The organism is Bradyrhizobium sp. LB11.1 (genome assembly GCF_040549385.1).
GTDB lineage: Bacteria > Pseudomonadota > Alphaproteobacteria > Rhizobiales > Xanthobacteraceae > Bradyrhizobium.
The window spans coordinates 12,690-37,067 of record NZ_JBEPTH010000014.1; the positions used below are offsets into that span (position 1 = coordinate 12,690).

At 64.6% G+C, this 24,378-nt stretch carries 23 protein-coding genes; 18 read left to right on the forward strand and 5 right to left on the reverse strand.

The features are described from left to right. Positions 1-9 precede the first annotated feature (9 nt). Together ABIA96_RS28885 and ABIA96_RS28890 are read left to right on the forward strand one after the other, a co-directional pair. Positions 10-444, forward strand: coding sequence for a YbgC/FadM family acyl-CoA thioesterase (locus ABIA96_RS28885; RefSeq protein WP_354140585.1), 435 nt, complete (start codon positions 10-12; stop codon positions 442-444). Positions 445-522: 78 nt separating this feature from the next. Beyond that, positions 523-990, forward strand: coding sequence for a nuclear transport factor 2 family protein (locus ABIA96_RS28890; RefSeq protein WP_354140439.1), 468 nt, complete (start codon positions 523-525; stop codon positions 988-990). Positions 991-1,019: 29 nt separating this feature from the next. On the opposite strand, the gene ABIA96_RS28895 is transcribed toward ABIA96_RS28890, so the two are convergent. Both ABIA96_RS28895 and ABIA96_RS28900 read right to left on the reverse strand, forming a co-directional pair. Beyond that, the gene (locus ABIA96_RS28895; protein ID WP_354140440.1) at positions 1,020-1,724 is read right to left on the reverse strand and encodes a type 1 glutamine amidotransferase; all 705 of its coding nucleotides are present in this window, start codon (positions 1,722-1,724) and stop codon (positions 1,020-1,022) included. 44 nt (positions 1,725-1,768) lie between these two features. Continuing rightward, positions 1,769-2,683, reverse strand: a complete 915-nt coding sequence (locus ABIA96_RS28900; RefSeq protein ID WP_354140441.1) for a LysR substrate-binding domain-containing protein — start codon at positions 2,681-2,683, stop codon at positions 1,769-1,771. Between the two features lie 267 nt (positions 2,684-2,950). On the opposite strand from ABIA96_RS28900, the gene ABIA96_RS28905 reads away from it, so the two are divergent. From ABIA96_RS28905 to ABIA96_RS28950, 10 genes are all read left to right on the forward strand, one after another. Next, complete coding sequence (locus tag ABIA96_RS28905; RefSeq protein ID WP_354140442.1) at positions 2,951-3,988, forward strand: ABC transporter substrate-binding protein; 1,038 nt, start codon at positions 2,951-2,953, stop codon at positions 3,986-3,988. Positions 3,989-4,015: 27 nt separating this feature from the next. Then, positions 4,016-5,056 carry an ABC transporter ATP-binding protein gene (locus ABIA96_RS28910; RefSeq protein WP_354140443.1) on the forward strand — a complete coding sequence of 347 codons (1,041 nt, stop codon included), beginning with the start codon at positions 4,016-4,018 and terminating at the stop codon, positions 5,054-5,056. Further along, positions 5,053-5,928 carry an ABC transporter permease gene (locus tag ABIA96_RS28915; protein WP_354140444.1) on the forward strand — a complete coding sequence of 292 codons (876 nt, stop codon included), beginning with the start codon at positions 5,053-5,055 and terminating at the stop codon, positions 5,926-5,928. Before ABIA96_RS28910 ends, ABIA96_RS28915 begins: the two co-directional genes overlap by 4 nt. Next, positions 5,925-6,731 carry an ABC transporter permease gene (locus ABIA96_RS28920; protein WP_354140445.1) on the forward strand — a complete coding sequence of 269 codons (807 nt, stop codon included), beginning with the start codon at positions 5,925-5,927 and terminating at the stop codon, positions 6,729-6,731. The genes ABIA96_RS28915 and ABIA96_RS28920 overlap by 4 nt, the downstream gene beginning before the upstream one ends. A gap of 8 nt (positions 6,732-6,739) precedes the next feature. After that, a complete protein-coding gene (locus ABIA96_RS28925; RefSeq protein ID WP_354140446.1) occupies positions 6,740-7,876 on the forward strand; it encodes an NAD(P)/FAD-dependent oxidoreductase in 1,137 nt (378 codons plus the stop codon). Positions 7,877-7,903: 27 nt separating this feature from the next. After that, a complete protein-coding gene (locus ABIA96_RS28930; RefSeq protein ID WP_354140447.1) occupies positions 7,904-8,200 on the forward strand; it encodes a (2Fe-2S)-binding protein in 297 nt (98 codons plus the stop codon). Continuing rightward, entirely contained in the window at positions 8,197-9,615 is a 1,419-nt protein-coding gene (locus tag ABIA96_RS28935; RefSeq protein WP_354140448.1) for an FAD-dependent oxidoreductase, read from the forward strand. Before ABIA96_RS28930 ends, ABIA96_RS28935 begins: the two co-directional genes overlap by 4 nt. After that, a complete protein-coding gene (locus ABIA96_RS28940) occupies positions 9,612-10,733 on the forward strand; it encodes an NAD(P)/FAD-dependent oxidoreductase (RefSeq protein WP_354140449.1) in 1,122 nt (373 codons plus the stop codon). The genes ABIA96_RS28935 and ABIA96_RS28940 overlap by 4 nt, the downstream gene beginning before the upstream one ends. A gap of 12 nt (positions 10,734-10,745) precedes the next feature. Next, a complete protein-coding gene (locus ABIA96_RS28945) occupies positions 10,746-11,093 on the forward strand; it encodes a RidA family protein (RefSeq protein WP_354140450.1) in 348 nt (115 codons plus the stop codon). 137 nt (positions 11,094-11,230) lie between these two features. Beyond that, entirely contained in the window at positions 11,231-12,820 is a 1,590-nt protein-coding gene (locus ABIA96_RS28950) for an ABC-F family ATP-binding cassette domain-containing protein (protein WP_354140451.1), read from the forward strand. 332 nt (positions 12,821-13,152) lie between these two features. Here the strand turns inward: ABIA96_RS28950 and ABIA96_RS28955 are convergent, their stop codons facing one another. Then, positions 13,153-14,481 carry a dicarboxylate/amino acid:cation symporter gene (locus tag ABIA96_RS28955; RefSeq protein WP_354140452.1) on the reverse strand — a complete coding sequence of 443 codons (1,329 nt, stop codon included), beginning with the start codon at positions 14,479-14,481 and terminating at the stop codon, positions 13,153-13,155. A gap of 140 nt (positions 14,482-14,621) precedes the next feature. Between ABIA96_RS28955 and ABIA96_RS28960 the strand changes: the two genes are divergently transcribed. From ABIA96_RS28960 to ABIA96_RS28980, 5 genes are all read left to right on the forward strand, one after another. Then, positions 14,622-15,941: a solute carrier family 23 protein gene (locus ABIA96_RS28960; protein WP_354140453.1), complete on the forward strand. Its 1,320-nt coding sequence runs from the start codon at positions 14,622-14,624 to the stop codon at positions 15,939-15,941. A gap of 72 nt (positions 15,942-16,013) precedes the next feature. Next, complete coding sequence (locus ABIA96_RS28965) at positions 16,014-16,850, forward strand: SDR family oxidoreductase (RefSeq protein WP_354140454.1); 837 nt, start codon at positions 16,014-16,016, stop codon at positions 16,848-16,850. Positions 16,851-17,016: 166 nt separating this feature from the next. Next, positions 17,017-17,823 carry an NAD-dependent protein deacetylase gene (locus ABIA96_RS28970; protein ID WP_354140455.1) on the forward strand — a complete coding sequence of 269 codons (807 nt, stop codon included), beginning with the start codon at positions 17,017-17,019 and terminating at the stop codon, positions 17,821-17,823. 141 nt (positions 17,824-17,964) lie between these two features. Next, positions 17,965-20,049, forward strand: coding sequence for a hydantoinase/oxoprolinase family protein (locus tag ABIA96_RS28975; protein ID WP_354140456.1), 2,085 nt, complete (start codon positions 17,965-17,967; stop codon positions 20,047-20,049). A 2-nt stretch (positions 20,050-20,051) separates the two neighbouring features. Further along, a complete protein-coding gene (locus ABIA96_RS28980) occupies positions 20,052-21,710 on the forward strand; it encodes a hydantoinase B/oxoprolinase family protein (protein ID WP_354140457.1) in 1,659 nt (552 codons plus the stop codon). Positions 21,711-21,769: 59 nt separating this feature from the next. Here ABIA96_RS28980 and ABIA96_RS28985 read toward each other — a convergent pair whose 3' ends face one another. Beyond that, positions 21,770-22,414: a glutathione binding-like protein gene (locus ABIA96_RS28985; RefSeq protein WP_354140458.1), complete on the reverse strand. Its 645-nt coding sequence runs from the start codon at positions 22,412-22,414 to the stop codon at positions 21,770-21,772. A gap of 107 nt (positions 22,415-22,521) precedes the next feature. Between ABIA96_RS28985 and ABIA96_RS28990 the strand changes: the two genes are divergently transcribed. Beyond that, on the forward strand, positions 22,522-23,172 hold the full coding sequence (locus ABIA96_RS28990; RefSeq protein ID WP_354140459.1) for a TetR/AcrR family transcriptional regulator: 651 nt from the start codon (positions 22,522-22,524) through the stop codon (positions 23,170-23,172). 173 nt (positions 23,173-23,345) lie between these two features. Here the strand turns inward: ABIA96_RS28990 and ABIA96_RS28995 are convergent, their stop codons facing one another. Continuing rightward, positions 23,346-24,311: a 2-hydroxyacid dehydrogenase gene (locus ABIA96_RS28995; RefSeq protein ID WP_354140460.1), complete on the reverse strand. Its 966-nt coding sequence runs from the start codon at positions 24,309-24,311 to the stop codon at positions 23,346-23,348. Positions 24,312-24,378: the final 67 nt, after the last annotated feature.

Consider the following 24,378-nt stretch of genomic DNA (forward strand, 5'->3'; position numbering starts at 1 on the left):
CAGCGACCCATTGAAAGCAATCCGTTAGGCTTCTGTTGCGACATCGTCAAACCAGTGTTCTCCGGCATCGTCTATCACGCCAATTATCTGCGCTACATGGAACGCGGGCGTACCAATCATCTGCGGCTGATGGGCGCCGAGCAGCAGGTGCTGTTCGAGGAGGCCGAGACCGAAGGCGCAGGGTTTGCCTTCGTCGTCCGCTCGATGCATCTGGATTTCCTCAAACCCGCGCGGATGGACGACGTGCTCGACATCGTAACCTGGCCGGTCGCGGTGAAGGGCGCATCCATCATGCTGGCGCAGGAGGTACGGCGTGGCGAGGACGTGCTGGTCAAGGCCGAGGTGCGCGTCGCCTTCATCAACGGCGGCCGGGCGCAACCGATCCCAAAATCGATCCGTGCGCTGATGAAGGCCGATCTGATTTCCCGATCGCCCGATAAGTGATCGGCCGATAGGTAACGGCCTATCGACTCCACCGACTGCAGCGATAGATTGCGGCCCCAACCAACCGATGAGGCCATCATGTCGCGCCCGCCGCTTCCGCCCTTCACCCGAGAGACTGCCGCGCAGAAGGCGCGCATGGCCGAGGACGCCTGGAATTCGCGCGATCCGGTGCGTGTCTCGCTCGCCTATACCGAGGACAGCCGCTGGCGCAATCGCTCGGAAGTATTCCAGGGGCGCGAAGCCATCGTCGCCTTCCTCACCCGTAAATGGGAGAAGGAGCAGGAGTATCGCTTGATCAAGGACCTCTGGGGCTTCGACGAGAACCGCATAGCGGTGCGCTTCCAGTACGAATGGCACGATGCCAGCGGCCAGTGGTATCGCTCTTACGGCAACGAGCAGTGGGAGTTCGACGAGCACGGCCTGATGCGGCGGCGCGAGGCTTCGATCAACGACATCAAGATTGCGGAGAGCGACCGTCGGTTTCATTGGGTCGCGCCCGGGCCGCGGCCGGCCGATGTGCCGGGGCTGGGGACGGATCCGTTCTGAAATCTCCCCGCAAGCGGGGCGAGGTGAAATCAGCGCCTCGCCAAAAACCTCGTGATCGCCCCACCGAGCTTCGCGTTGTCCAGCGGCCGCGCCAGCGAATCCCTGGCCGTCGCCACGACATCATCCGGCGCCTTCCCCTCGCGCAGGTCGCAGCATACTTGCGCAAACTCCACGTCGAACTCGGGATGCGGCTGCACGGTCAGGGTCGCGCCGTTGGCGTAGAGCAGGCCGGCATGCGGCGTGAATTCCGACGAGAGGATCGTCAGCGCATCGTTCGGCGGCTCGATGACCTGGTCCTGATGTGAGGCAGCGATCGCAACCGCTTCGCCCTCGACCACACCGTTCTCCGGCAGCACCTGATAGACGTGCCGGCCGATGCCCCAACCATTCTCGGATTTGCGCACGGTGCCGCCGAGCGCCTGCGCAATCAGCTGATGGCCGAAGCAGATGCCGACCATCGGCGTCTTGTTGGCATAGGCAGTGCGCACGAAATCTTCCAGCGGCGCGATCCAGTCGAGCCCGTCATAAACGCCTGCGGCAGCACCGGTGATCAGCACGGCCTCGAGCTTGTCCGGATCGGGCAGCGCGTCGCCGTTGGGGATGCTGACGATGTCGACAGTGGCAGTCGGGTCCTCGGCGCGGACCATGCGCTTGAACATGTCCGGAAACGAGCCGTGCTGTTCGCGATATTTTTGCGGAACCTGTCCGGTCTCGATGATGGTGATGCGTGCCATGTGCCCTCAGGTAAGAGATCAACCTTGTCCGTGCAAGCGTTCGATCATCCAAGCGCGGGTTGATCGTCGAATTCGGCGAGCGCCTTGCGCATGGTCTCGACCAGATCGAGCGCCACCGGCGAGGGGCTGCGCTGCGCAGGAAATACGGCGGAGAACTCGAAGTCGATGCGCGGCAGGAAGCGGCGTACGACGACGCCGCGGGTGGAAAACTCCTGCGCGGTGAAGGGATCGCAGATCGCAACGCCAAGCCCCGACGACACCATGCCGCACATGATCTCGGACAATGCGGTCTCCACGCGCAGCACGCGGCGAACATCGTGGCGGTGGAAGATCTGATCGACGAGGTGACGGCTCGACGACCCCGCCGACAGCGAGATGAAGGTCTCACCCTCGAAGTCCCGCGGCTCCAGGACTTGCTTTTCCACAAGGCGATGCCCCGTCGGCAGCACCGCGACGCGCGCGGGCGCCGGCAGCTTTTGGCTCGGCAGGCCGGAATGCGCGATCGGCACCTCGGCAAAGCCGACGTCGCACTGATTGTTCAGCACCCAATCGACCACGATCGGCGAGATCACGCCGAAGAAGGCGAGGCTGAGGTTGGGGCGCTCTTTGAGGAAATGTCCGGTGAGCCGCGGCAGATAGCCGTTCGACAGCGCCGGCAGTGCTGCGATCCGCAGCGAGCCGGTGCGGCGGCCGCGGATTTCCTCGGCTGCGGCGGTGATGCGTTCGAGCCCGACGAAGGAACGCTCCACCTCGGTGTAGAGCGCCATCGCCGCCGCGGTTGGCACGAGGCCGGTGCCGCGCCGTTCGAACAGCTCCATTTTCAGCAGCGCCTGGAGGTCGCGCAGCAACCGGCTCACCGCCGGCTGCGTGACGGTCATCAGCGCCGCCGCCTCGGTGACGCTGCCGGTCAGCATTGTCGCGCGGAAGGCCTCCACCTGCCGCGAATTGATCCGCGCCATCCCGTTTTCCATTCATAACATCTAGGCATGCAGATGGTGCCATTATTCATTGGACGATGTAAGCCCGGGTTTGCGATCTTTTTCATCAAGACTGGAGACAGCCCGCTTTTTCGGCACTTTGAGGCGTTCAAATCTCCAAATCGCGCCCAAACCCGCTGAGCAGGGGCCGGAGCCCTGCTTCCAAAGGGGATCGGCGCGGAAGGAAATGCGGAACAGCCAGGGATTTGTCGGCACGTCACCTCATTCCGGTATTGGAGATCGGTCCACATGAAGACTTTTCGCCTTCTGACCGCGGTCAGCATCGCAGCGCTCATCGCCGTCCCGACGGCCGTCTCGGCCCAGCAAAAGACACTCTATGTCGCCGGCTATGGCGGCTCGTTCGAGAAGACGATCCGCGACGAGGTGATCCCGGCCTTCGAGAAGGAGAACGGCGTCAAGGTCGAATACGTCGCCGGCAATTCCACCGACACGCTGGCCAAGCTTCAGGCGCAGAAGGGCAACCAGCAGATCGACGTTGCCATCGTCGACGACGGTCCGATGTACCAGGCGATCCAGCTCGGCTTCTGTGGCAAGCTCGAGGGCCTGCCGGCCGCCGATCTCTACGACACCGCGCGCTTCAAGGACGATCGCGCGGTCGCGATCGGTATCGTCGCGACGGGCCTGATGTACAACACCAAGGTGTTCAAAGAGAAAGGTTGGGCGCCGCCGACCTCGTGGAACGATCTGAAGGACACGAAATACGCCAAGCAGCTGGTCATTCCGCCGATCAACAACACCTATGGCCTTGAAGCGTTGGTCATGCTGTCGAAGATGAACGGCGGCGGCGAGTCCAACGTCGAGTCCGGCTTCAAGATCTTCAAGGAGCAGATCAATCCGAACGTGCTCGCCTATGAGCCGTCGCCGGGAAAGATGACCGAGCTGTTCCAGTCCGGCCAGGCCGTGATCGCGGTGTGGGGCACCGGCCGCGTGCAGAGCTTTGCCAACACCGGCTTCCCAGTCGATTTCGTCTACCCGAAGGAAGGCGCCGCGACGCTGCTGACGACCGCCTGTCCGATCGCCAAACCCAACGCTTCGCCGCTGGCATCGAGCTTCGTCAAGATGCTGCTCGATCCCAAGATCCAGCTCGTGATGCTGAAGGACTACGGCTACGGCCCGGTGCTGAAATCGCTGGTGGTGCCGCCGGAGCTCGGCAAGATGGCCCCGATCGGCGAGCGCGCGGCAAAGCTCTATAATCCCGACTGGACCGTCATCAACGACAAGCGCGAGGAGTGGACCAAGCGCTGGAATCGCGAGGTCGAGCGCTGATCTGATCGTCGCAGCGGAGACAGCGGCATGGCCTTTCTCGAGCTCGATCGGGTTGCAAAACAGTTCGGCGCGCAGACTGTGGTCGACGACTTCAGTCTCGCGGTCGGCAAGGGGGAGTTCGTCTCCTTCCTCGGCCCCTCCGGCTGCGGCAAGACCACGACGTTGCAGATGATCGCGGGCTTCCTTGATCCCACCCGCGGCGCGATCCGCCTGGAGGACAAGGACCTGACCGCGATCCATCCGGCCAAGCGCGGGCTCGGCATCGTGTTCCAGAGCTACGCGCTGTTTCCGCACATGACCGCGGCGGAGAACGTCGCCTTTGGTCTCGATATGCGCAACGTGCCGCGCAGCGAGCGAGCGGAGCGCGTCCGTGCCGCGCTCGCGATGGTCGGGCTTGCCGGTTTCGAGGACCGCCATCCCCGTCGCATGTCGGGCGGCCAGCAGCAGCGCGTGGCACTGGCGCGTGCGCTCGTGATCAAGCCGAGCGTGTTGCTGCTCGATGAGCCCTTATCCAATCTCGACGCAAAGCTGCGAGAGGAGATGCAGATCGAGCTGCGCCAGATCCAGCGCACCATCGGCACCACCACGATCCTCGTCACCCACGACCAGAACGAGGCGATGTCATTGTCCGACCGCATCGTGGTGATGAGCCAGGGCAAGATCGAACAGATCGGTACGCCGCAAGAAACTTACGAGAAACCGGCCTCGGCCTTCGTTTCGCAATTTTTAGGCAAGACCAACGATTTTGCCGGGACGATCGATCGGTCTGCGACCCCGTCGCGGTTGGTGGCGGGCTCCTGGAGCGCACCGGCGATGGCCGGTCTCAGCGGCCCTGTTACCGTCAGCATTCGCCCTGAAAGAATAGCCTTCGGCGATGAGGGCCTTGGTGCAAAAATCGTCACGCGTATCTTCCAAGGCAATCACTGGCTGTTCCAGTGCGAGAGCGAATGCGGTCCGGCGATCGTGATCCGGCAGAATGACGGGAAGGCCCAGCCGACCGAAGGTGAGGCGGTTCGCCTCACCTGGCATTCGGAGGACATGAGCGTGCGCGCGAGGAGCGTCGCATGAGCGCGGCCGCCGAGGAACGCCATGCGCGTGCGCCATGGGCGCTGAGCGCGCCTGCCCTGATGCTATTCGTCGGCGTGCTTCTGATTCCGCTGGCGATGACCGTCATGCTGTCGTTCCACGATTGGGGGCAGTACAAGGGCATCGAGCCGGTCTTTATCCTCAAGAACTGGCGCGAGATCGCGACCGATCCCTATTACGCCGAAATGTTCTGGCGGACATTTCGCATTGCCATCCTGACCACGCTGCTCACCGCTGTGTTTGGCGCGCCCGAAGCCTACATCCTCAACCGCATGAGCGGCCGCTGGAAGAGCATTTTTCTGCTGGTCGTTCTCGGGCCGCTCTTGATCTCCGTGGTGGCGCGGACGCTCGGCTGGGCGCTGCTGTTCGGCGGCAACAACGGTCTCGTCAACAAGCTGCTGATGTCGGCCGGGGTGATCCGCTCCCCCATTCCCTTCATGTTCACCGAAACCGGCATGGTGGTCGCGCTTGCGCATGTGATGATGCCGTTCATGGTGCTGTCGGTCTGGGCCGCGCTGCAGCGGCTCGATCCGCAGATCGAGAATGCCGCGATGTCGCTCGGCGCCGGACCCGTCACGATCATCCGCCGGATCATCATGCCCCAGATCATGCCGGGCGTGCTGTCGGGCGCGATCATCGTATTCTCGCTCTCGGCCAGCGCCTTCGCGACACCCGCGATCATCGGCGGCCGCCGGCTCAAGGTTGCGGCGACGCTCGCCTATGACGAGTTCCTCAACACGCTGAACTGGCCGCTCGGCGCGGCCGTCGCCACGCTGCTGCTGGCCGCGCTGGTGCTCATAGTGGTCGGCAGCAACGCGCTGATCGAGCGTCGCTATGCGGAGGTGTTCCGATGAGCCGGAACGGCCCGCTTGCGCTGATCTTCCACACCATTTTCGTGATCGTCATGGTGGCGCCGATCCTGGTCGTCTGCCTCGTCGCCTTCACGCCGGAGGGCTTTCTGTCGCTGCCGACCAACGGCTTTTCACTGCGCTGGTTCAGGGCGATCGCCGATTATCCCGAGTTCATTCACGCCTTCTGGGTCAGCCTGGGGCTCGGCGCGCTGTCCTCCTTCGTCGCGCTTCTGTTCGCGGTGCCTGCGGCGCTCGCGATCGCGCGCTATCGCTTCCGCGGCCGCGATGCGCTGGCGGCGCTGTTCCTGTCGCCGCTGATGATCCCGCATGTCGTACTCGGCATCGCCTTCCTGCGCTTCTTCACCTCTGCCGGGCTCGGCGGTAGCTTCGCGGCGCTCATCATCGCGCATGTCATCATCGTGTTTCCGTTCGCGCTGCGGCTGACGCTGGCGGCTGCAACCGGCATGGACCGCACGGTCGAGATGGCCGCGGTGTCGCTGGGCGCTGGCGGCTGGACGCTGTTTCGTCGCGTCACGCTACCGCTGATCCTGCCGGGCGTGATCAGCGGTTGGGCGCTCGCCTTCATCCAGTCCTTTGACGATCTGACCATGACCGTGTTTCTCGCCGCACCCGGCACCGAGACATTGCCCGTGCGCATGTTCCTTTATATCCAGGACAACATCGATCCGCTGGTGACGTCGGTCTCGGCCTGCGTGATCGCTGTGACCATGACCGCCCTCATTCTGCTCGACCGCTTCTACGGGCTCGACCGCGTGCTCGCCGGCAAGGGCGATACGGGACGATAGGAGAACCTATGCGAACTGAATACGACGTCGCCGTCGTCGGCGGCGGACTGCTCGGCTCCGCCATTGCCTGGGGCCTCGGCCGGCTCGGCAAGAGCGTAGCCGTGCTCGACGAAGGCGACATCACCAAGCGCGCCTCGCGCGCGAATTTTGCGCTGGTCTGGGTCCAGAGCAAAGGCCTCGGCATGCCTGCCTATACCGTCTGGACCGTGCAGGCGTCGCAGGCGTGGGGCCGGCTTGCTTCTGAGCTGAAGCAGCAGACGGGTCTCGATGTTTCGCTCCAACAGAATGGCGGCTTCCATCTGACGCTCGGCGACGATGAATTCGGCCAGCGCACCGAGCTGGTCAAGCGCATGCACAACCAGACCGGTGCTGCCGACTACAAGATGGAGATGCTCTCCGCCTCCGAAGTGAAGAAGTCGCTCCCGCTGATCGGCCCCGAAGTCTCGGGTGGCAGCTATTGTCCGCTCGACGGCCACGTCAATTCGCTGCGCACGTTCCGCGCCTTCCACACCGGCTTTAGGGAATTTGGCATCGATTATCTCCCGGAGCGCCCGGTCTCGGCAATCAGCAAGAGCGGCGGCGAATTCCGCCTGACCACGCCGAAGGGCGAGCTGCGCGCCGCCAAGATCGTGCTTGCGGCCGGCAACGCCAACCAGACGCTGGCGCCGATGGTCGGCCTCTGCGCGCCGATGGGCCCGACTCGCGGCCAGATCGTGGTCACCGAGCGCACCATGCCATTCCTGCCGCATCCGCTGACCACGATCCGGCAGACCGACGAAGGCACGGTGATGATCGGCGACAGCAAGGAGGACGAGCTCGATGATCGCACGCTGAAACATTCGATCAGCGCGGTGATGACCGATCGCGCCCAGCGGATGTTTCCGCATCTTGCGCGACTCAACGTGATCAGGAGCTGGGCCGGCATCCGCGTCATGCCGCAGGACGGCTTTCCGATTTACGACCAGTCCGAGACCCATCCCGGCGCCTTCGTCGCCTGCTGCCATTCCGGCGTAACGCTCGCCTCCAACCACGCCTTCGAGATCGCGCGCATGGTGGCGCAGGGCGCGCTCGAGCCGGAGCTGGTCGGCGCGTTCTCGGCCAGCCGTTTTGGCGCCGCCGGTGCTGCGAACCACAGCGGCTATTAGAGATATCAAGGAGCCAAGAGGCATCCCATGTTTAGACGATCCGAACAGGACAAACGGGCACAGGTGCAGATCTTCGTCGATGGCATCGCCGTCGCTGCACGACAGGGCGACACCGTCTCCGCCGCGCTATTGGCATCCGATCAGGACGCGCGGCGCTTCACGGCGGTGAGCGGCGCGCCGCGCCTGCCCTACTGCATGATGGGCGTGTGCTTCGACTGCCTCGTCACGATCGACGGCGTCGGCAATCGTCAGGGCTGCCTCGTGCCCGTGGCCGAGGGCATGCAGATCGAGATCCAGAAGGGCAAGCGGGAGATCGGAAGATGAGCGTGGCTCCCGAGCGCGAAGACTATGACGTCGTGGTGATCGGCGCCGGGCCTGCGGGCCTCGCGGCCGCCGCGACCTCCGCCGAAGCAGGTCTCACGACGCTGCTGCTCGACGAGAACATCGGTCCCGGCGGACAGGTGTTTCGTGCCATCTCGTCCACGCCGGTGACCGAGCGCAGCCAGCTTGGTGCCGACTATTGGGCCGGTGCCGATCTCGTGCAGTCGCTCCGCGCGAGCAGTGCCGAAATCATCCACCATGCGACGGTCTGGAGCCTCGACCGCAACCTCGATATCGCGGTCTCGATCGGTGGCGCCTCGGCCTTCGTCAAGGCGAAGCGCGTGATCCTCGCGACCGGCGCGCTGGAGCGGCCGTTTCCAATTCCGGGTTGGACGTTGCCGGGCGTGATGACCGCGGGCGCCGCGCAGACGATGCTGAAATCGTCGGCGCTGGTGCCGGACGGCCGCACGGTGATCGCGGGGCAGGGTCCGTTGCTCTGGTTACTCGCCGCGCAGATTTTGCGCCTCGGCGGCCGCATCGACCGTATCCTCGATACCACCGACCGCGGCAATTATTTCGCGGCGCTGCCGCACGCCTTTGCCTTCCTGACCTCGCCCTATTTCATGAAGGGCCTGTCGATGATGCGCGAGGTGAAGGCGAAGGTGCAGGTCGTCTCTGGCGTCACCGAGCTTACCGCGGCTGGCGATGGCCAGCTCGCCAACGTCAGCTATATCGCCGGCGGCAAGCGCGAGACTATCCCTGCGGATCTCCTGCTCCTGCATCAGGGCGTCGTACCCAACGTTAATCTGGCGATGGCGGCCGGGGTCGAGCATCGCTGGGACGATTTGCAGCTGTGCTGGTCGCCAGTGCTCGATGCCAGCGGCAATTCGTCGGTCGCTGGAATCGCGATCGCCGGCGACGGGGCCGGCATCGGCGGTGCGAATGCCGCCGTGGTTCGCGGTCGCATCGCGGCGCGCGCGGCGGTGGAGGCATTGGCGCCGGCGGCGGCCGCGACGCTCGCGCCCATGACGACGCTCCGCGCCGATCTCGCCAAGGCCGAGCGCGGTCGCGTCTTCCTCGACACACTGTTCCGCCCGGCGCCGCAGTTCCGCATTCCCTCCGGCGACACCATCGTCTGCCGCTGCGAGGAGGTCACCGCAAAGGACGTTCTCGATTCCGTCGCGATCGGCGCGACCGGGCCTAATCAGCTCAAGGCCTATCGACGCACCGGCATGGGCCCGTGCCAGGGCCGGCTTTGCGGCCTCACCGTCACCGAGCTGATGGCGCAGGCGCGCGGCAAGACCCCGCAGGAGATCGGCTATTACCGGCTGCGCGCGCCGGTCAAGCCGATCACGCTCGCCGAACTCGCCGCCGTTCCGAAGAGCGAAGCAGATATCAAGGCCGTGGTGCGCGGATGAGCCAAAACGTGGATGCGATCGTCGTCGGGGGCGGCATCCACGGATGCTCGACCGCGCTGCATCTGTGCCTTGCCGGCCTCAAGCCGGTGCTGATCGAGAAGGACTATGCCGGCCGCCACGCCTCGGGCGTCAATGCCGGCGGCGTCCGCCAGCTCGCGCGGGACATCCCCGAAATCCCGCTGTCGATCCGTTCGATGGGGATCTGGGAGAAGATCAAGGATCTCCTCGACGACGATTGCAGCTTTGAAAGCTACGGCCAGGTTCTGGTGGCCGAGAACGAGGAGGAGCTAGCGGTCTGCCGTGCCCGTGTAGCTGAGCTCAACGCGCTCGGCTTCACCCATGAAGAACTCATTGACGCGACTGAGCTGCGACGCCTCGTGCCCGCCGTAGCAGAGACCTGCCCCGGCGGCGTCGTCTCGCGCCGCGACGGCGCAGCTAATCCGGCGCAGACCACGACGGCGTTCCGGCGCAAAGCCCAGCAGCTCGGCGCGACCGTGCGCGAGGGCGTCGCCGCGTCCAACATCCGCTACAGCGACGGTCTCTGGCACGTCGATGTCGGCACTGAAACCTTCGCCGCGCCGGTGCTCGTCAACGCCGCCGGCGCCTGGGCCGGCAAGATCGCTGCCGCGCTCGGCGAACCGGTGCCGGTGGAGACGGTGGCGCCGATGCTGATGATCACCTCGCGCGTGCCGCACTTCATTGACCCCGTCGTGATCCTGCGCGGGCGAAAGCTCTCCTTCAAGCAATTCTCCAACGGTACCGTGCTGATCGGCGGCGGCCATTTGGCCGTGCCCTGTCAGGACCGCAACGAGACGGTGCTGGACTGGAAGAGCCTCGCGATCAGCGCCCGCACGGTGTTCGAGCTGTTCCCGGTGATGCGCGGCGCCACCATCATGCGCGCCTGGGCCGGCATCGAGGCCAGGATGAAGGACGATATTCCCGTGTTCGGGCCAAGCAGCCGCCACAAAGGCCTCTACCACCAGTTCGGCTTCTCGCTGCACGGTTTTCAGCTCGGCCCCGGCGCCGGCGCCGTGATGGCGGAGCTGATTGTCAATGGCGGCACCCAGACTCGCATCAGCGATCTCGGCATCGACCGCTTTCATCCCTCCACGCTCTAAGAAGAGGACATCATGAGCATCATCCGCAGCATCCGCACGCCCATCATGCACCGCGCCGTCGAAGCCAACGGCTTCGTCTTCGTCGGCGGTACCATCGCCGACGACACCTCGGTCTCGATGGGCGACCAGACCCGCAACATCCTCGGCAAGATCGCCCTCTATCTGAAGGAAGCCGGCACCGACAAGTCGCGCGTGGTCAGCGCCTCGATCTTCGTCACGGATTTGTCCAAGAAGAAGGAAATGGATGCGGCCTGGACCGAGTTCTTCGGCGACAATCTGCCGGCCCGCGCCACCGTGGGCGTCGCCGATCTCGGCGGCGGAGCGTTGATCGAGGTGGTGGTCACCGCGCTCAAGGGCTGATTTGCGATAGGCCAACGAGGGGGCGACTTGATCTCGCCCTATTGCGGGACTACTGACAGGTATCTCAACAAGGATATTCGCAGCCATGGATCTTACCCCGACCGCAACGCCGATTCGCTTTGCTCACGGGGAATTCCATGCCTGCTTCCATCATCCTGTCGCGCCTGTCGCTGTCCACGCCTGACGGCCGCTCTCTCCTCTCCAATATCGATCTGACCTTCGGGACTGAGCGAGCCGGTCTTGTCGGCCGCAATGGCGTCGGCAAAACAACTCTGCTCGCCGCGATCACGGGCGAGCACGTTCCGCAGTCGGGGCGTGTTGTCGTCAACGGAATCGTCGGTCTGCTGCGCCAGGGCGCTCAACTGCCGGCGGGCGCGGAGGTCGTCGACCTCTTCGGCGCGCGCGATGCCCTGGATCTGCTGCGCCGTGCCGAGCGTGGCGAAGCCCCGGCCGCGGATGTTGCTGAAGTCGACTGGACATTGGAGACGCGGCTCGCATCCGCCCTTGCCCGCGTTGCATTCGATATCGCGCCCGACACGGAACTGGACCGCTTGTCGGGCGGTCAAGTCACGCGCGTTCGTCTCGCCGCGCTACTCTTCGCCGAGCCGGACTTCCTGCTCCTCGACGAGCCCACCAACAATCTCGATCGGGACGGGCGCAGGGCCGTGATCGATCTGCTGGCGGCCTGGCGCGGCGGCGCGATCGTCGTCAGCCACGACCGGGCACTGCTCGAGACAATGGACGCCATCGTCGAGCTGACCTCGCTCGGAGCAACGCGCTATGGCGGCAGCTGGAGCAGCTATCGCGCGCAGAAGACCGTCGAGCTCACTGCTATCAGGCACGACCTCGCGCACGCCGAGAAGCACCTGTCCGAGATCGACGGCAAGGCGCAAGAGGCCACCGAGCGCAAGGCGCGCAAGGACAGCGGCGGCAAGAAGAAGCGCGCCAAGGGCGACATCCCGCGCATCCTGGCGGGCGCGCGCAAGGATCGCAGCGAGGATAGTGGCGGCAAAAATGCGCAGATCGCCGAAAGACGGCGTGCGGAGGCGCTTGATGCGGTCGACACCGCGCGCCGGCGCGTCGAGATCCTTCAGCCGCTGTCCGTAAAGCTGCCCTCGACCCGGCTGCCGGCGGGGAGGGAGGTGGTTTGGCTTGATCGTGTCAGTGCAGGTTATCTGCAGGAACGGCCGATCCTGCACGATCTATCGCTCTCGATCGTCGGCCCGGAGCGCATCGCGATTGTCGGGCCTAACGGCTCCGGCAAGACGACGCTGCTGAAGCTGATCGCGGGCGAACTGCGCACTGTCTCGGGCACCGTGCGGGTCAGGCCGGACTTCGCGCTGTTCGACCAGAAAGTCAGCCTGCTCGATCCCGCGATCTCGATCCTCGACAATTTCGGGCGTCTCAATCCGAGGGCGGGCGCGAATGAGTGCCATGCCGCCCTGGCGCGCTTCATGTTTCGCGCCGATGCGGCCTTGCAGATCGTCGGCAGCCTGAGCGGTGGGCAGCTGTTTCGTGCGGGGCTCGCCTGCGTATTGGGCGGGTCGACGCCGCCCTCACTGCTGATCCTGGACGAGCCCACCAATCATCTGGACCTCGAATCCATTGAGGCGGTCGAAGCGGGCTTGCGAGCTTACGACGGCGCGTTGCTCGTCGTTAGTCATGACGAGACGTTCCTGGAGGCCATCGGGGTCATGCGGCGGCTTGATCTGGCCGTCCCAGACTGATTGTTCGTCCCAACACAACAATGAGACCGACCACCGACAGATTATCTTTCGCCGGAAACGGACGGATGTCGTTGCCGCGGTTGCGTTCCCCGCTGGTGGCTGGATCAATGGCAGGTGCTGCGCGCGAATGGCGGGATCATCTGATCCCGCCCGGCAGATCTTGCTCGCGATGTTTCAAAAACCCGACGCTCTGCCCCCAGCGCGTCGGGTGGAATGAATGAGTATCAATCGGTGATCCCAACATCGCTGTTGTGACTCGCACCGCACCAATTGACCACTCCGGGAAACTACCGCATCGGAACCAGGCTGCGCCTGCCTGCGCGTCGCGGCGTCTAAGCGCTGCCGCCAGGCTCCAGCGCTTCGCCCATCTCCAGCGGATGCGCCATGGTCTCGTGCAGCGCGTCGCGGTCGAGCTCGCCTTCCGAGATGCTGATGACGACACAGGCGACGCCGTTGCCGATGAGGTTGGTCAGCGCGCGGCATTCGCTCATGAACTTGTCGATGCCGACCAGGATCGCGATCGACTGGATCGGAATATCAGGCACGATCGAAAGCGTGGCGGCGAGCGTGATGAAACCGGCGCCGGTCACGCCGGATGCGCCCTTCGAGGTGATCATGGCGATGCCCAGAATGCCGAGCTCCTGCCAGATCGTCAGATGTGTGTTGGTGGCTTGCGCGAGGAACAGCGTCGCCAGCGTCATATAGATGTTGGTGCCATCGAGGTTGAAGCTGTAGCCGGTCGGGATGACGAGGCCGACCACCGAGCGCGAGGCGCCGAGATGTTCCATCTTCTGGATCATCTGCGGCAGCACCGTCTCTGACGACGAGGTACCGAGCACGATCAGCAACTCGTCCTTGATGTAGGCGATGAAGCGCAGGATCGAGAAGCCGGCGAACCGGGCGATCGAGCCCAGCACGATCAGCACGAACAGGATGCTGGTGAGATAGAACGTGCCGATCAGGGCGGCCAGGTTCAGCAGTGAGCTGAGGCCGTAGGCGCCGACGGTGAAGGCCATCGCGCCGAAGGCACCGATCGGCGCCACGCGCACGATGATGCGGATGATGCCGAAGAACATCTTCGCGGCCTTGTCGATCGCATCCGCAATCGGCTCGCCGGCCTTGCCGAGGAAGGCGATGGCGAAGCCGGAGAGGATCGAGATCAACAGCACCTGCAGGAGGTCCCCACGCGCAATCGCACCTAGATAGCTGTCGGGGATGATCGCCATCAGATGGGCGACGATGCCCTCCTCCTTGGCCTTGGTGACGTAGGTTGCCACCGACCTCGGATCGATCGTAGCGGGGTCGATGTTGAAGCCGGCTCCGGGCTGGAGGACCCGGCCGACCAGCAGGCCCATCGCGAGCGCAACGGTCGAGACCGTCTCGAAATAGATCAGCGACTTCAGGCCGACCCGGCCGACACGCTTGAGGTCGCCCATCGAGGAGATGCCGTGCACCACGGTGCAGAAGATCACCGGCGCGATCATCATCTTGATCAGCGCGATGAAAGCGTCGCCGAGCGGCTTTAAGGCCTTGCCGAGATCGGGGAAGAAATGGCCGATGAGAACGCCGAGTGCGATCGCGATCAGGACCTGGATGTAGAGGATCTTGTACCAGGGCTGGTGCCGGCGGTGGACGGCTGGCTGGATCGCGACTTGTGTCATAATGTGAGCCCCGGAACGCATTGATTTTGCAAGGTTTGGATCTTGCATGATTTACATGATGTGATGATCGCCGCATAAGCAACAATCACATTTTTGTCGGAACGCACGAAGATCAATCGCTGCACCGCAATGGGGGGAACATGTCGAACGCAACGGGCTCGGACGAGCAAGCGCATAGCTATTTTCCGCGTTGGAAGTTGAAGACCTCGGGCGTGATCATGCCCGAGGAGCGGCTGCCATGGGGCCAGACCATTGTTTCCGGTCTCCAGCATTGCGTTGCAATGTCGGGGTCGACGATCATCGCGCCGCTGTTGATGGGGTTCGATCCCAATGTTGCGGTCTTGTTCTCCGGCATCGGCACACTGATCTTCTTCGTCATCGTTGCGGGCCGTGTGCCGAGCTATCTCGGCTCGAGCTTCGCGTTCATCGCCGTCGTCATCGCCGCAACCGGCTATGGCGGACATGGGCCGAACCCGAACCTGTCGGTTGCGCTCGGCGGCATCGTCGCGGCCGGTGTGCTGTACGGTATGATCGCGCTGGTCGTGATGTGGTCGGGGATCGGCTGGGTCGAACGCTTGATGCCGCCGGCCGTCACCGGCGCCGTGGTTGCAGCGATCGGCCTCAACCTCGCGCCCGTGGCGGTCAAGGCGGTCAGCGCCAATGCGTTCGAGACCTGGATCGGGCTCGCGACCGTTCTGATCATCGGCGTGGTGGCGGTTGCCGCTACGGGCCTGTGGCGCCGCCTGCCGATCATCCTCGGCGCCATCGGTGGATATCTTTTGTATCTGCTGTTCGCCAACGGCCTCGGCTTCGGCAAGCCGATCGATTTCGCGCAACTGTCGGCCGCGCCGTGGTTCGGCCTGCCGAATTTCACGACGCCGACCTTCCATGCCGATGCGATTGTCCTGATCGCGCCGGTCGCAGTCATTCTCGTCGCCGAGAACCTCGGTCACATCAAGGCCGTCGGCGCCATGACCGGCCGCAGCCTCGATGGCTATCTCGGTCGCGCGCTGTTCGCCGACAGTCTCGCGACGATCGTGGCCGCCTGCGGCGGCGGCACCGGGGTGACCACTTATGCCGAGAACATCGGCGTCATGGCGGCGACCAAGGTCTATTCGACTCTGTTGTTTGCCTTCGCCGCGACCGTGTCGCTGCTGCTCGGCTTCTCGCCGAAATTCGGCGCGCTGATCCTGTCGATCCCGGGTCCTGTCATCGGCGGCCTCTCGATCGTGCTGTTCGGATTGATCGCGGCGATGGCGGGTCGCATCTGGGTCGAGAACAAGGTCGATTTCGCGAATCCTGCGAACCTGATCACCGTCGCCGTGGCGCTGACTGCAGGGGCCGGCGACCTCACGCTGAAATTCGGTGCGTTCACGATCGGCGGAATCGGCACCGCCACCTTCGGCGCGATCATTCTCTATCAGATCCTGACCTCACCGATCGCGCGCCGCGCGGAATGAATTCCAGGGATGCGTCGAGGGATGGAACAAAATGCCCGTTCCATCGCTGGTGAAGTACTCCGGAGAAAGCCCATGCCACAGACCGATCTCTCAACCACCTTTCCCTCACGCCTCGTCGGCCGACACGCGCTGGTGACCGGCGCGTCCCAGGGCATCGGCCGCGCCGTCGCCATCCGGCTCGCTCAGGAAGGCGCGGCCGTCGCTATCAATTATGTCGATCACCCCGAGAGGGTCGAGGAGACGTTGGCGCTTGCGAGGACGGGATCAAGCGATCGCGGGCATGGCAAGCTCGATCATGTCATCGTCAAGGCCGACGTCAGCAATGAGCGGGAAGTCGCAGCGATGTTCGAGACGGTGCTGGCGCGGTGGAAGCGCCTCGACTGTCTCGTCAACAATGCCGGCTTCCAGCGGGAATCGCCGAGCGAGTCGCTCGACATTGAAACCTATCGCCGCATCATCGACGTCAATCTGAACGGCGCCGTGCTCTGTGCGCAGAAGGCGCTCGCCCACTTCGTCGCGCGTGGCGGAGGCGGCAGCATCATCAACTGCTCGAGCGTCCACCAGATCATTCCGAAGCCGGGCTATCTCGCCTATTCGATCAGCAAGGGCGGCATGGCCAATCTGACCCGCACGCTGGCGCTGGAATTCGCCGGCCGCGGCATCCGCGTCAATGCGGTCGGTCCCGGCGCGATCGACACGCCGATCAACGCGGCCTGGACCGGCGACGCCGACAAGCGCGCCAATGTGGCAAGCCATATCCCGCTCGGCCGTGTCGGTACGCCGGAAGAGATCGCCGCCGTGTTCGCCTTCCTCGCCTCGGATGATGCCAGCTACATCACCGGGCAGACCATCTACGCCTGCGGGGGTCTGACGCTGTACCCCGAATTCCGCGACAACTGGGCGAGCTAGAACTCGCCGCGTGTGAGGCAGGCCTCCGTCAAGACCCACCTCCACAACGTCTTCCGCAAGACCGGTGCTGTGCGGCAGAACGAACTCGTCAAGCTGATCGCCGGCTTCGCATCGGCTGAGCGCCGGTGATCTGGCAAAATGCCATGGCGCAGACTACATCTGCGCCATGATACACCCTCCGCTCAAGGATTTCGTCGGCCGGCACGAAAGACTGTTTGTGCTGACCGGCGCCGGCTGCAGCACCAATTCGGGCATTCCCGATTATCGCGACAGCCACGGCAACTGGAAGCGGACCCAGCCGGTCAATTTCCAGGCCTTCATGTCCGAAGAGCCTACGCGCCAGCGCTACTGGGCGCGCAGCCTGATCGGCTGGCGGCGGTTCGGCCAGGCGAAGCCGAACGATGCGCATCATGCGCTGGCCCGGCTCGAGGCGAGCGGGCGGTGCGGGATGCTGCTGACCCAGAATGTCGACCGGCTGCATCAATCCGCCGGCCACCGGCAGGTGATCGATTTGCACGGACGGCTCGACCTGGTCCGCTGCATGGGCTGCGGCGGCAAGACGCCGCGCAACGAATTCCAGGATGCGCTCGGCCGCGCCAATGCGGAATGGCTGACGCTCGACGCGGCCGACGCGCCGGATGGCGATGCCGATCTGGAGCATGCGGATTTCTCGTCGTTCAAGGTACCTGCTTGCGAAGCCTGCGGCGGTATCCTCAAGCCCGACGTCGTGTTCTTCGGCGAGAACGTCCCGCGCGACGTGGTCGCGACCGCGCAGGACCATCTGGCGCAGGCCGATGCGATGCTGATCGTCGGCTCGTCGCTGATGGTCTATTCCGGCTTTCGCTTCGTAAAGGCTGCCGCAGATCGGCAGATTCCGATCGTCGCGATCAATCTCGGGCGCACCCGTGCCGACGATCTCCTGACGCTCAAGGTCGAGGAGCGCTGCGAGGCGGCGCTGGCATTCCTGCTCTGATCAGGCGGACGTCTCGAGCACTCTCCTACCGCATAGGTGCCACGCGGAGGGGACGGATGGCTTCACCATTTGCACCGTCGCTGGTATGAAAATTGCTGCGGGTTTGACCCCAATTTCACGATCAGCACGGAGTGTTCAGGAATGCTTGAGGGAGCCGAGGTGCGGCTTGCCGTCGATATCGGTGGCACGTTCACGGATATCGTGCTGGACGTGGGTGAGGTGCGCAAGACGCGCAAGGTGCTGACGACGCCGCAGCGGCCCGAACAGGCGGTGCTGGACGGCATGCGTCTTATTCTCACCGACGCGCGCGCGCATATCAGCGACATCGACGTGTTCATCCACGGCACCACGCTGGCGACCAATGCCATCATCGAGCGGCGCGGCGCCAGGACCGCGCTGATTGCGACCGAGGGTTTTCGCGACGTGCTCGATATCGGCACCGAGAGCCGCTACGACCAGTATGATCTCAGCATCGACAAGCCGCGGCCGCTGGCGCCGCGCAATCTTCGCTTTACTGTACCTGAGCGGATCGACGCGCACGGCGCCGTGCGTCTCCCGCTAGACGAGGCCGCGGTGCGCGCACTCGCGCCGAAACTGCGCGCGCTGAACGTCGAGAGCGTCGCGATCGCCTTCTTGCATTCTTACGCCAATCCCGAGCATGAGCGCCGCGCCGCCGCGATCATCAGCGAGGAGATGCCTGGCATTTCCGTGACGGTGTCTTCGGCCGTGTGTCCGGAAATTCGCGAATATGAGCGGACCTCGACAGCAGTCGCCAACGCCTATGTGCAGCCGCTGATCGACGGCTATCTCGCGCGCATGTCCGATGCCCTGCAGGTCGAGCAGTATCGTGGTGCGATCTATCTCGTGACCTCCGGCGGCGGCGTGACCTCGATCGAGACGGCGCGACGCTTTCCCGTGCGTCTGGTCGAGTCCGGTCCTGCCGGCGGTGCGATCTTTGCAGCGCAGATCGCGGCGCGTCTCGGTGAGAGCAAGGTACTCTCCTTTGACATGGGCGGTACCACGGCAAAAATCTGCCTGATCGAAAAGTACCAGCCCGAGACCTCGCGCGTGTTCGAGGTCGATCGTGCCGCGCGTTTCCTGAAGGGCTCGGGCCTGCCGGTGCGCATCCCCGTGATCGAGATGGTCGAGATCGGCGCCGGTGGCGGCTCGATCGCGCATGTCGACGCGATGAAGCGCGTCACCGTCGGTCCCGAGAGCGCCTCGTCGGAGCCGGGTCCCGCCTGCTACGGCCGCGGTGGTCAGCGTCCGGCGGTGACCGATGCGGACGTCGCGCTCGGAATGATCGATCCCGACGCCTTTGCGGGCGGTACGATCAAGCTCGACCCGGAGCTTTCGAAGCAGGCGCTACTGCGCAGCGTCGGGGAGCCGCTGGGCCTGTCGGCGGAAACGGCAGCCTACGCCGTGCACGAAGTCGTCTGCGAGAACATGGCAAGCGCCGCGCGCGTGCACGCGGTCGAGCGCGGCGAGATTGTCGGTCAGCACACGTTGATCGCCTTCGGCGGCGCGGCGCCGCTGCATGCGGCGCGCGTGGCCGAGAAGATCGGCGTTTCGCGCGTGATCGTGCCGTCGAATGCGGGCGTCGGCTCGGCGGTTGGATTCCTTGCGGCTCCGATCGCCTATGAACTCGTACGCAGCCGCCACGTCCGGCTCGATGATTTCGACACGGCTGCAGTTTCCGACCTTTTGCAGGAGATGGTGAGCGAAGCGCGTGCGCTGGTCGAGCCCGGTGCCGCCGGCGCGCCGGTGCGCGAGCGCCGCGCCGCCTTCATGCGCTACGTCGGCCAGGGCCACGAGATCACCGTCGAGCTGCCGAACCGGGCGCTGACATCGGCTGATCTCGCCGGCCTGCGCCAGAAGTTCGAGGCTGATTATTCCGCGATGTTCGAGCGTCCGATCCCGGGTGCGGCGATCGAGGTGTTGAGCTGGTCGGTGCTTGCGACCACCGACGCGCGCAATCTTCCTGCGGTTGCGGCTGTCGCGCGCAAGCCCGCGGGCAAAGCGGCAGGTAGCCGCAAATTCTTCGACGGCCGGGCAGGGGAGGTGATCGAGATCCCGCTCTATCGCCGCGAGGACATGGCGCCGGGTGCGACGATTGCGGGTCCTGCCGTGATCGCGGAGGACGAGACCTCCACCTTCGTCTCCAACAGTTTTGACGCCCATATCGACGGTGCCGGCAGCATCGTCATGGAACGGAAGGCGGCCTGATCATGAGCAAGACAAAAGGCGCAAGCCTGATCGACCTTCAGATCATGTGGCACCGGCTGATCGCCGTGGTCGAGGAGCAGGCGCAGGTGCTGCTCCGAACCGCCTTCAGCCCGATCGTGCGCGAATGCGGCGACCTCTCGGCCGGCGTGTTCGACCTCAAGGGGCGGATGCTGGCGCAGGCGGTGACGGGCACGCCAGGTCACGTCAACTCGATGGCGGAATCGGTCAAGCACTTCATCAACCGCTTCCCGCTGGAGACGATGAAGGAGGGCGACGCCTACATCACCAACGATCCCTGGATGGGTACCGGCCATCTCAACGACTTCGTCGTCACCACGCCCTGCTTCAAGGGCGGCAAGGTGGTTGCGCTGTTCTCCTGCACCAGCCACCTCATGGACATCGGCGGCATCGGCTTCGGGCCTGACGCGACCGACGTGTTCATGGAGGGGCTCTACATCCCCATGCTGAAGCTGATCGACCAGGGCGTCGTCAATGAGACGCTGATGGCGATGATCCGCACCAACACGCGGCTGCCGATCGACACCGAGGGTGACACCTATTCGCTGGCCGGCTGCAACGACGTCGGCTGCGAGCGCCTGGTCGAGATGATGACCGAGTTCGGCATCGACACGCTCGACGAACTCGGCGACTACATTTGTGACCGCTCGCGCGAGGCGGTTCTGGCCGAGATCGCCAAACTGCCGAAGGGGATTTGGCGCAACAGCATGGTCGTCGACGGCTACGATGCGCCGGTGACGCTCGCCGCAACGCTGACGATTTCGGACGAGGGCATTCACGTCGATTTCGACGGCACATCGGCCGCCTCGAAGTTCGGCATCAACGTGCCGCTGTCCTACACCACCGCCTACACGGTGTTCGGCCTCGGCTGCGTCGTCGCCTCGCAGATTCCGAACAATGCCGGCTCGCTCTTGCCGCTGACGGTGTCGGCGCCATCAGGTGCGATCCTGAACGCGCCGAAGCCGGCGCCGGTCGCCTCGCGCCACATCGTCGGACAGATGCTGCCCGACGTTGTGTTCGGCTGCCTGCGCCAGATCATTCCCGAGCGCGTGCCCGCGGAAGGCACGTCATGCCTGTGGAATCTCAACGTGCGCGGCCAGACGCGTTCCGGCGTCGGCGGCAATTACGGGTTCTCGATGGCGGTCACCAGCAACGGCGGCACCGGCGCGCGCTTTGCAAAGGACGGCTTGTCCGCCACGGCCTATCCCAGCGGCGTGCGCGGCACGCCGGTCGAGATCGCGGAGACGCAGACGCCGCTGATCTTCTGGCGCAAGGAGCTGCGTCCGGACTCCGGCGGTGCAGGGCGCACCCGCGGCGGCCTCGGTCAGGTCATCGAGGTCGGCACCGGCATCGACGCGCCCTTCGATATCCTCGCGGCGTTCGACCGCATCGACCACCCGCCGCGCGGCCGCGATGGCGGCCAGAATGGCGAGGCCGGCTATGTTGGTCTGAAGTCCGGCCAGAAGATGCGCGGCAAGGGCTTTCAGACCATTCCGCCGGATGATCGGCTGGTGGTGATGACGCCGGGCGGCGCCGGCATCGGCGCTCCGAGCGAGCGTGATCGCGCGGCCGTCAAGGACGATGTCGAGAGTGGGCTGGTGTCGTCGGAGAATGCGACCGCGGTGTATGGCTACGCGCGGTGAGGCATTGAAAAGCTTCGTCCCGGCCTCCGCGGCCGGGACGATGTCTTGATGAACCGACGCTACGCCGCCGCCTTCTTCCGCGCCTGCTCGGCCTTGTACAGCTCGAACTCCTCCGCGATCGCCTTCGCAACCGACGGCCGCTGGCGCAGGCGTTCGTAATAGGCCTTCACGTTCGGCCATTTCGCGAGCTCTATCGGCGGCGTCGCCATGGTCCAGTTGATGACCGTGACGAGATAGGCATCGGCCACGCTGAAATGGTCGAGCAGGAACTCGCGCCCCTTCAGGTAGTTGTCGAGGTAGTCGAGCCGCGACAGGTTCTTCTCCAGCGCATAGGCCTTCGTTTCCTGCGGCGCCTTGCGGTCGAGCACGGGAATGAAGAGTCCCTTGTGCAGCTCGGTGCCGATGAAGCAGAGCCATTGATGCAACCGGGTACGATCGATCCCCTCTGCGGCGCCGAGGCCGGATTGCGGGAAGCGATCGGCGACGTATTGCAGGATCGCCGCGTTCTCCGTTAGTACTACGCCCTCGTCGGTGCGCAGTGTCGGCACCAGGCCGATCGGATTGACAGTGCGGAAGTCGGAGCCGTCCTTGAGTACTTTCTTGGTGGGCGGATCGACTTCGAGATAATTTGCTTCTGCGCCGGCCTCATAGAGCGCGACGCGCGTCGCCATGGAGCAGGCGAGCGGCGAGAAATAAAGATCCATCGTGGGCCTCCTTGGGCAATTCCTCTTGTGAGTGTCGCTCAACCTGGCCAGATTGATTTTTGTACCATCTTGCATAATATGGGGCGGGTCAAGGATTAATTTGCGAAATGGTACAAAAATCAAAACCGCCAGCTGCCGCCAATGAGCCGAAACGCCGGGGCCGGCCGCGCGCCTATGAGCCCGAAATCGCCCTCGGCAAGGCGCTCGATCTCTTCCGCAGACAGGGTTTTGCCGCGACCTCGCTCGATGATCTCAGCGAAGCCACCGGCATGAACCGGCCGAGCCTTTACGGTGCCTTCGGCGACAAGCGCGAGCTCTATATCAAGAGCTATCAGCGCTACCGCGAGGAGGCACGAGCATCGATGGTCGAGATATTTCGCCAGGAGATGCCGGTGCGCCAGCGGCTGGAGCGAATCTACGCCGCCGCGCTGAACATTTATCTCTCCGGCGAGACCGGCCCGCGCGGCTGCTTCACGGTGGTGACGGCAGCGTCCGAAGCGGTCGGCGATCCCGAGATTCGCGCCATGGTACTGGAGGGGCTTTCGGAACTCGACAAGGCTTTTGCGAGTTGCTTCCGCCGCGCCAAGGAGAAGGGCGAACTGTCGGAAAACGCTGACCCGGCCGCGCTGGCGCAACTCGCGTCAGCAACCGTCCACACCATCGCCATCCGCTCCCGCGCGCGCGTCTCGCGCAAGGAGCTGGAGGCAATCGTGAAGGGCGCGATTGATGTGATGGTGGGGGCTGGCGCTAAAAGTTGAGCTGCCGTTCCGGACAAGCGCGATAATTCTCCGCCGTCGTCCCTGAGAACGCAGGTGATCCATAGCCACCTAACGTGATTTGGCGACGGCTCGGGGTTGTCGGCTTCGTGCAGCGACTTGCTTTGGGGTAGTGGGTCCTGGCTTTCGCCAGGACGACTCCAGGGCTGAAGCGCTTAGTACCCCCTGCTGCGATCCACCACATTCTCCAGCGCCCCACCTGCCTCGAACCTTGTGATCTGTTCGGCGACATAGGCCGAGATCGCATCCGCGTCGGTGTCGGCGGCGTTGTGCGGGGTTAGCACCACCTTCGGATGGGTCCAGAACCGGCTGTCCGCGGGCTGCGGCTCCTGCACGAAGACGTCGAGCGAGGCCGCACCAAGCGTGCCGTCGTCGAGGCAGGCCAGGATGTCGGCCTCGTTCTGGAGGCCGCCGCGGCCGGCATTGATCAGGACCGGCGCGCCGAGCGGGCCGTTGCGGTTGAGTTTTGCGAAGACGTCGCGGTTGAGAACGCCGCTTGTGTCAGGCGTCAGTGGCAGCAGTGACACCAGAATGTCGGTCTTGCGCAGGAATGCATCTATTCCGGCCGTGCCGTGGAAGCACTCGACGCCCTCGATCGTGCGCGGGCTGCGGCTCCAGCCGGCGACGCGGAAGCCGAGCCGCCGCAGCACGCCGGCCGCGTCGGCACCGAGCGTGCCCAAGCCCATGACGCCGACGGTGACGGCGCTCGCCGGCCACTGATATTGCGGCTCCCAGCGCTTTGCGCGCTGCGCGTTGCGCAGGTCAAGCTCCTGGCGGTGGTGCATCAACACATGCAGCACGACATATTCGGTCATGCGGTTGGTGAGATCAGGCACGGCGACGCGCACCAGCGGCACGTTGGGCAGGCTCTTGTCCGCCATCAGCGCATCGACGCCGGCGCCGAGATTGAAGATGGCCCGCAGATTAGGGAAAGAGCCGAGGTCGCCCGGTACCGGCTTCCACACCGCGGCATAGTGCACCTCGGCCGGATTGAGCCCGGCATCCGGCAACAGCACCACGCGGCGGCCGCCGCACACCGCGTCGAATCGGGCCTTCCAGCGCTCCGGCAGCCAGTTCTGCTGCGTGCTGTTGATCAGGACGGCCAGTGTGCCCAGGGTCATTCCAATTGCCTCATCGGGTTCCGCTTTTGACGCCTCTCCTTGGCATGATCTGCCGGATTTTTCTCGC

Coding starts and splice junctions, on each gene's coding strand:
- ABIA96_RS28940 (WP_354140449.1), top strand. CDS start 9,612: ATGAGCCAAAACGTGGATGCGATCGTCGTCGGGGGCGGCATCCACGGA.
- ABIA96_RS28965 (WP_354140454.1), top strand. CDS start 16,014: ATGCCACAGACCGATCTCTCAACCACCTTTCCCTCACGCCTCGTCGGC.
- ABIA96_RS28950 (WP_354140451.1), top strand. CDS start 11,231: ATGCCTGCTTCCATCATCCTGTCGCGCCTGTCGCTGTCCACGCCTGAC.
- ABIA96_RS28905 (WP_354140442.1), top strand. CDS start 2,951: ATGAAGACTTTTCGCCTTCTGACCGCGGTCAGCATCGCAGCGCTCATC.
- ABIA96_RS28970 (WP_354140455.1), top strand. CDS start 17,017: ATGATACACCCTCCGCTCAAGGATTTCGTCGGCCGGCACGAAAGACTG.
- ABIA96_RS28890 (WP_354140439.1), top strand. CDS start 523: ATGTCGCGCCCGCCGCTTCCGCCCTTCACCCGAGAGACTGCCGCGCAG.
- ABIA96_RS28900 (WP_354140441.1), bottom strand. CDS start 2,683: ATGGCGCGGATCAATTCGCGGCAGGTGGAGGCCTTCCGCGCGACAATG.
- ABIA96_RS28930 (WP_354140447.1), top strand. CDS start 7,904: ATGTTTAGACGATCCGAACAGGACAAACGGGCACAGGTGCAGATCTTC.
- ABIA96_RS28945 (WP_354140450.1), top strand. CDS start 10,746: ATGAGCATCATCCGCAGCATCCGCACGCCCATCATGCACCGCGCCGTC.
- ABIA96_RS28925 (WP_354140446.1), top strand. CDS start 6,740: ATGCGAACTGAATACGACGTCGCCGTCGTCGGCGGCGGACTGCTCGGC.
- ABIA96_RS28895 (WP_354140440.1), bottom strand. CDS start 1,724: ATGGCACGCATCACCATCATCGAGACCGGACAGGTTCCGCAAAAATAT.
- ABIA96_RS28910 (WP_354140443.1), top strand. CDS start 4,016: ATGGCCTTTCTCGAGCTCGATCGGGTTGCAAAACAGTTCGGCGCGCAG.
- ABIA96_RS28920 (WP_354140445.1), top strand. CDS start 5,925: ATGAGCCGGAACGGCCCGCTTGCGCTGATCTTCCACACCATTTTCGTG.
- ABIA96_RS28955 (WP_354140452.1), bottom strand. CDS start 14,481: ATGACACAAGTCGCGATCCAGCCAGCCGTCCACCGCCGGCACCAGCCC.
- ABIA96_RS28935 (WP_354140448.1), top strand. CDS start 8,197: ATGAGCGTGGCTCCCGAGCGCGAAGACTATGACGTCGTGGTGATCGGC.
- ABIA96_RS28915 (WP_354140444.1), top strand. CDS start 5,053: ATGAGCGCGGCCGCCGAGGAACGCCATGCGCGTGCGCCATGGGCGCTG.
- ABIA96_RS28980 (WP_354140457.1), top strand. CDS start 20,052: ATGAGCAAGACAAAAGGCGCAAGCCTGATCGACCTTCAGATCATGTGG.
- ABIA96_RS28960 (WP_354140453.1), top strand. CDS start 14,622: ATGTCGAACGCAACGGGCTCGGACGAGCAAGCGCATAGCTATTTTCCG.
- ABIA96_RS28985 (WP_354140458.1), bottom strand. CDS start 22,414: ATGGATCTTTATTTCTCGCCGCTCGCCTGCTCCATGGCGACGCGCGTC.
- ABIA96_RS28990 (WP_354140459.1), top strand. CDS start 22,522: ATGGTACAAAAATCAAAACCGCCAGCTGCCGCCAATGAGCCGAAACGC.
- ABIA96_RS28995 (WP_354140460.1), bottom strand. CDS start 24,311: ATGACCCTGGGCACACTGGCCGTCCTGATCAACAGCACGCAGCAGAAC.
- ABIA96_RS28975 (WP_354140456.1), top strand. CDS start 17,965: ATGCTTGAGGGAGCCGAGGTGCGGCTTGCCGTCGATATCGGTGGCACG.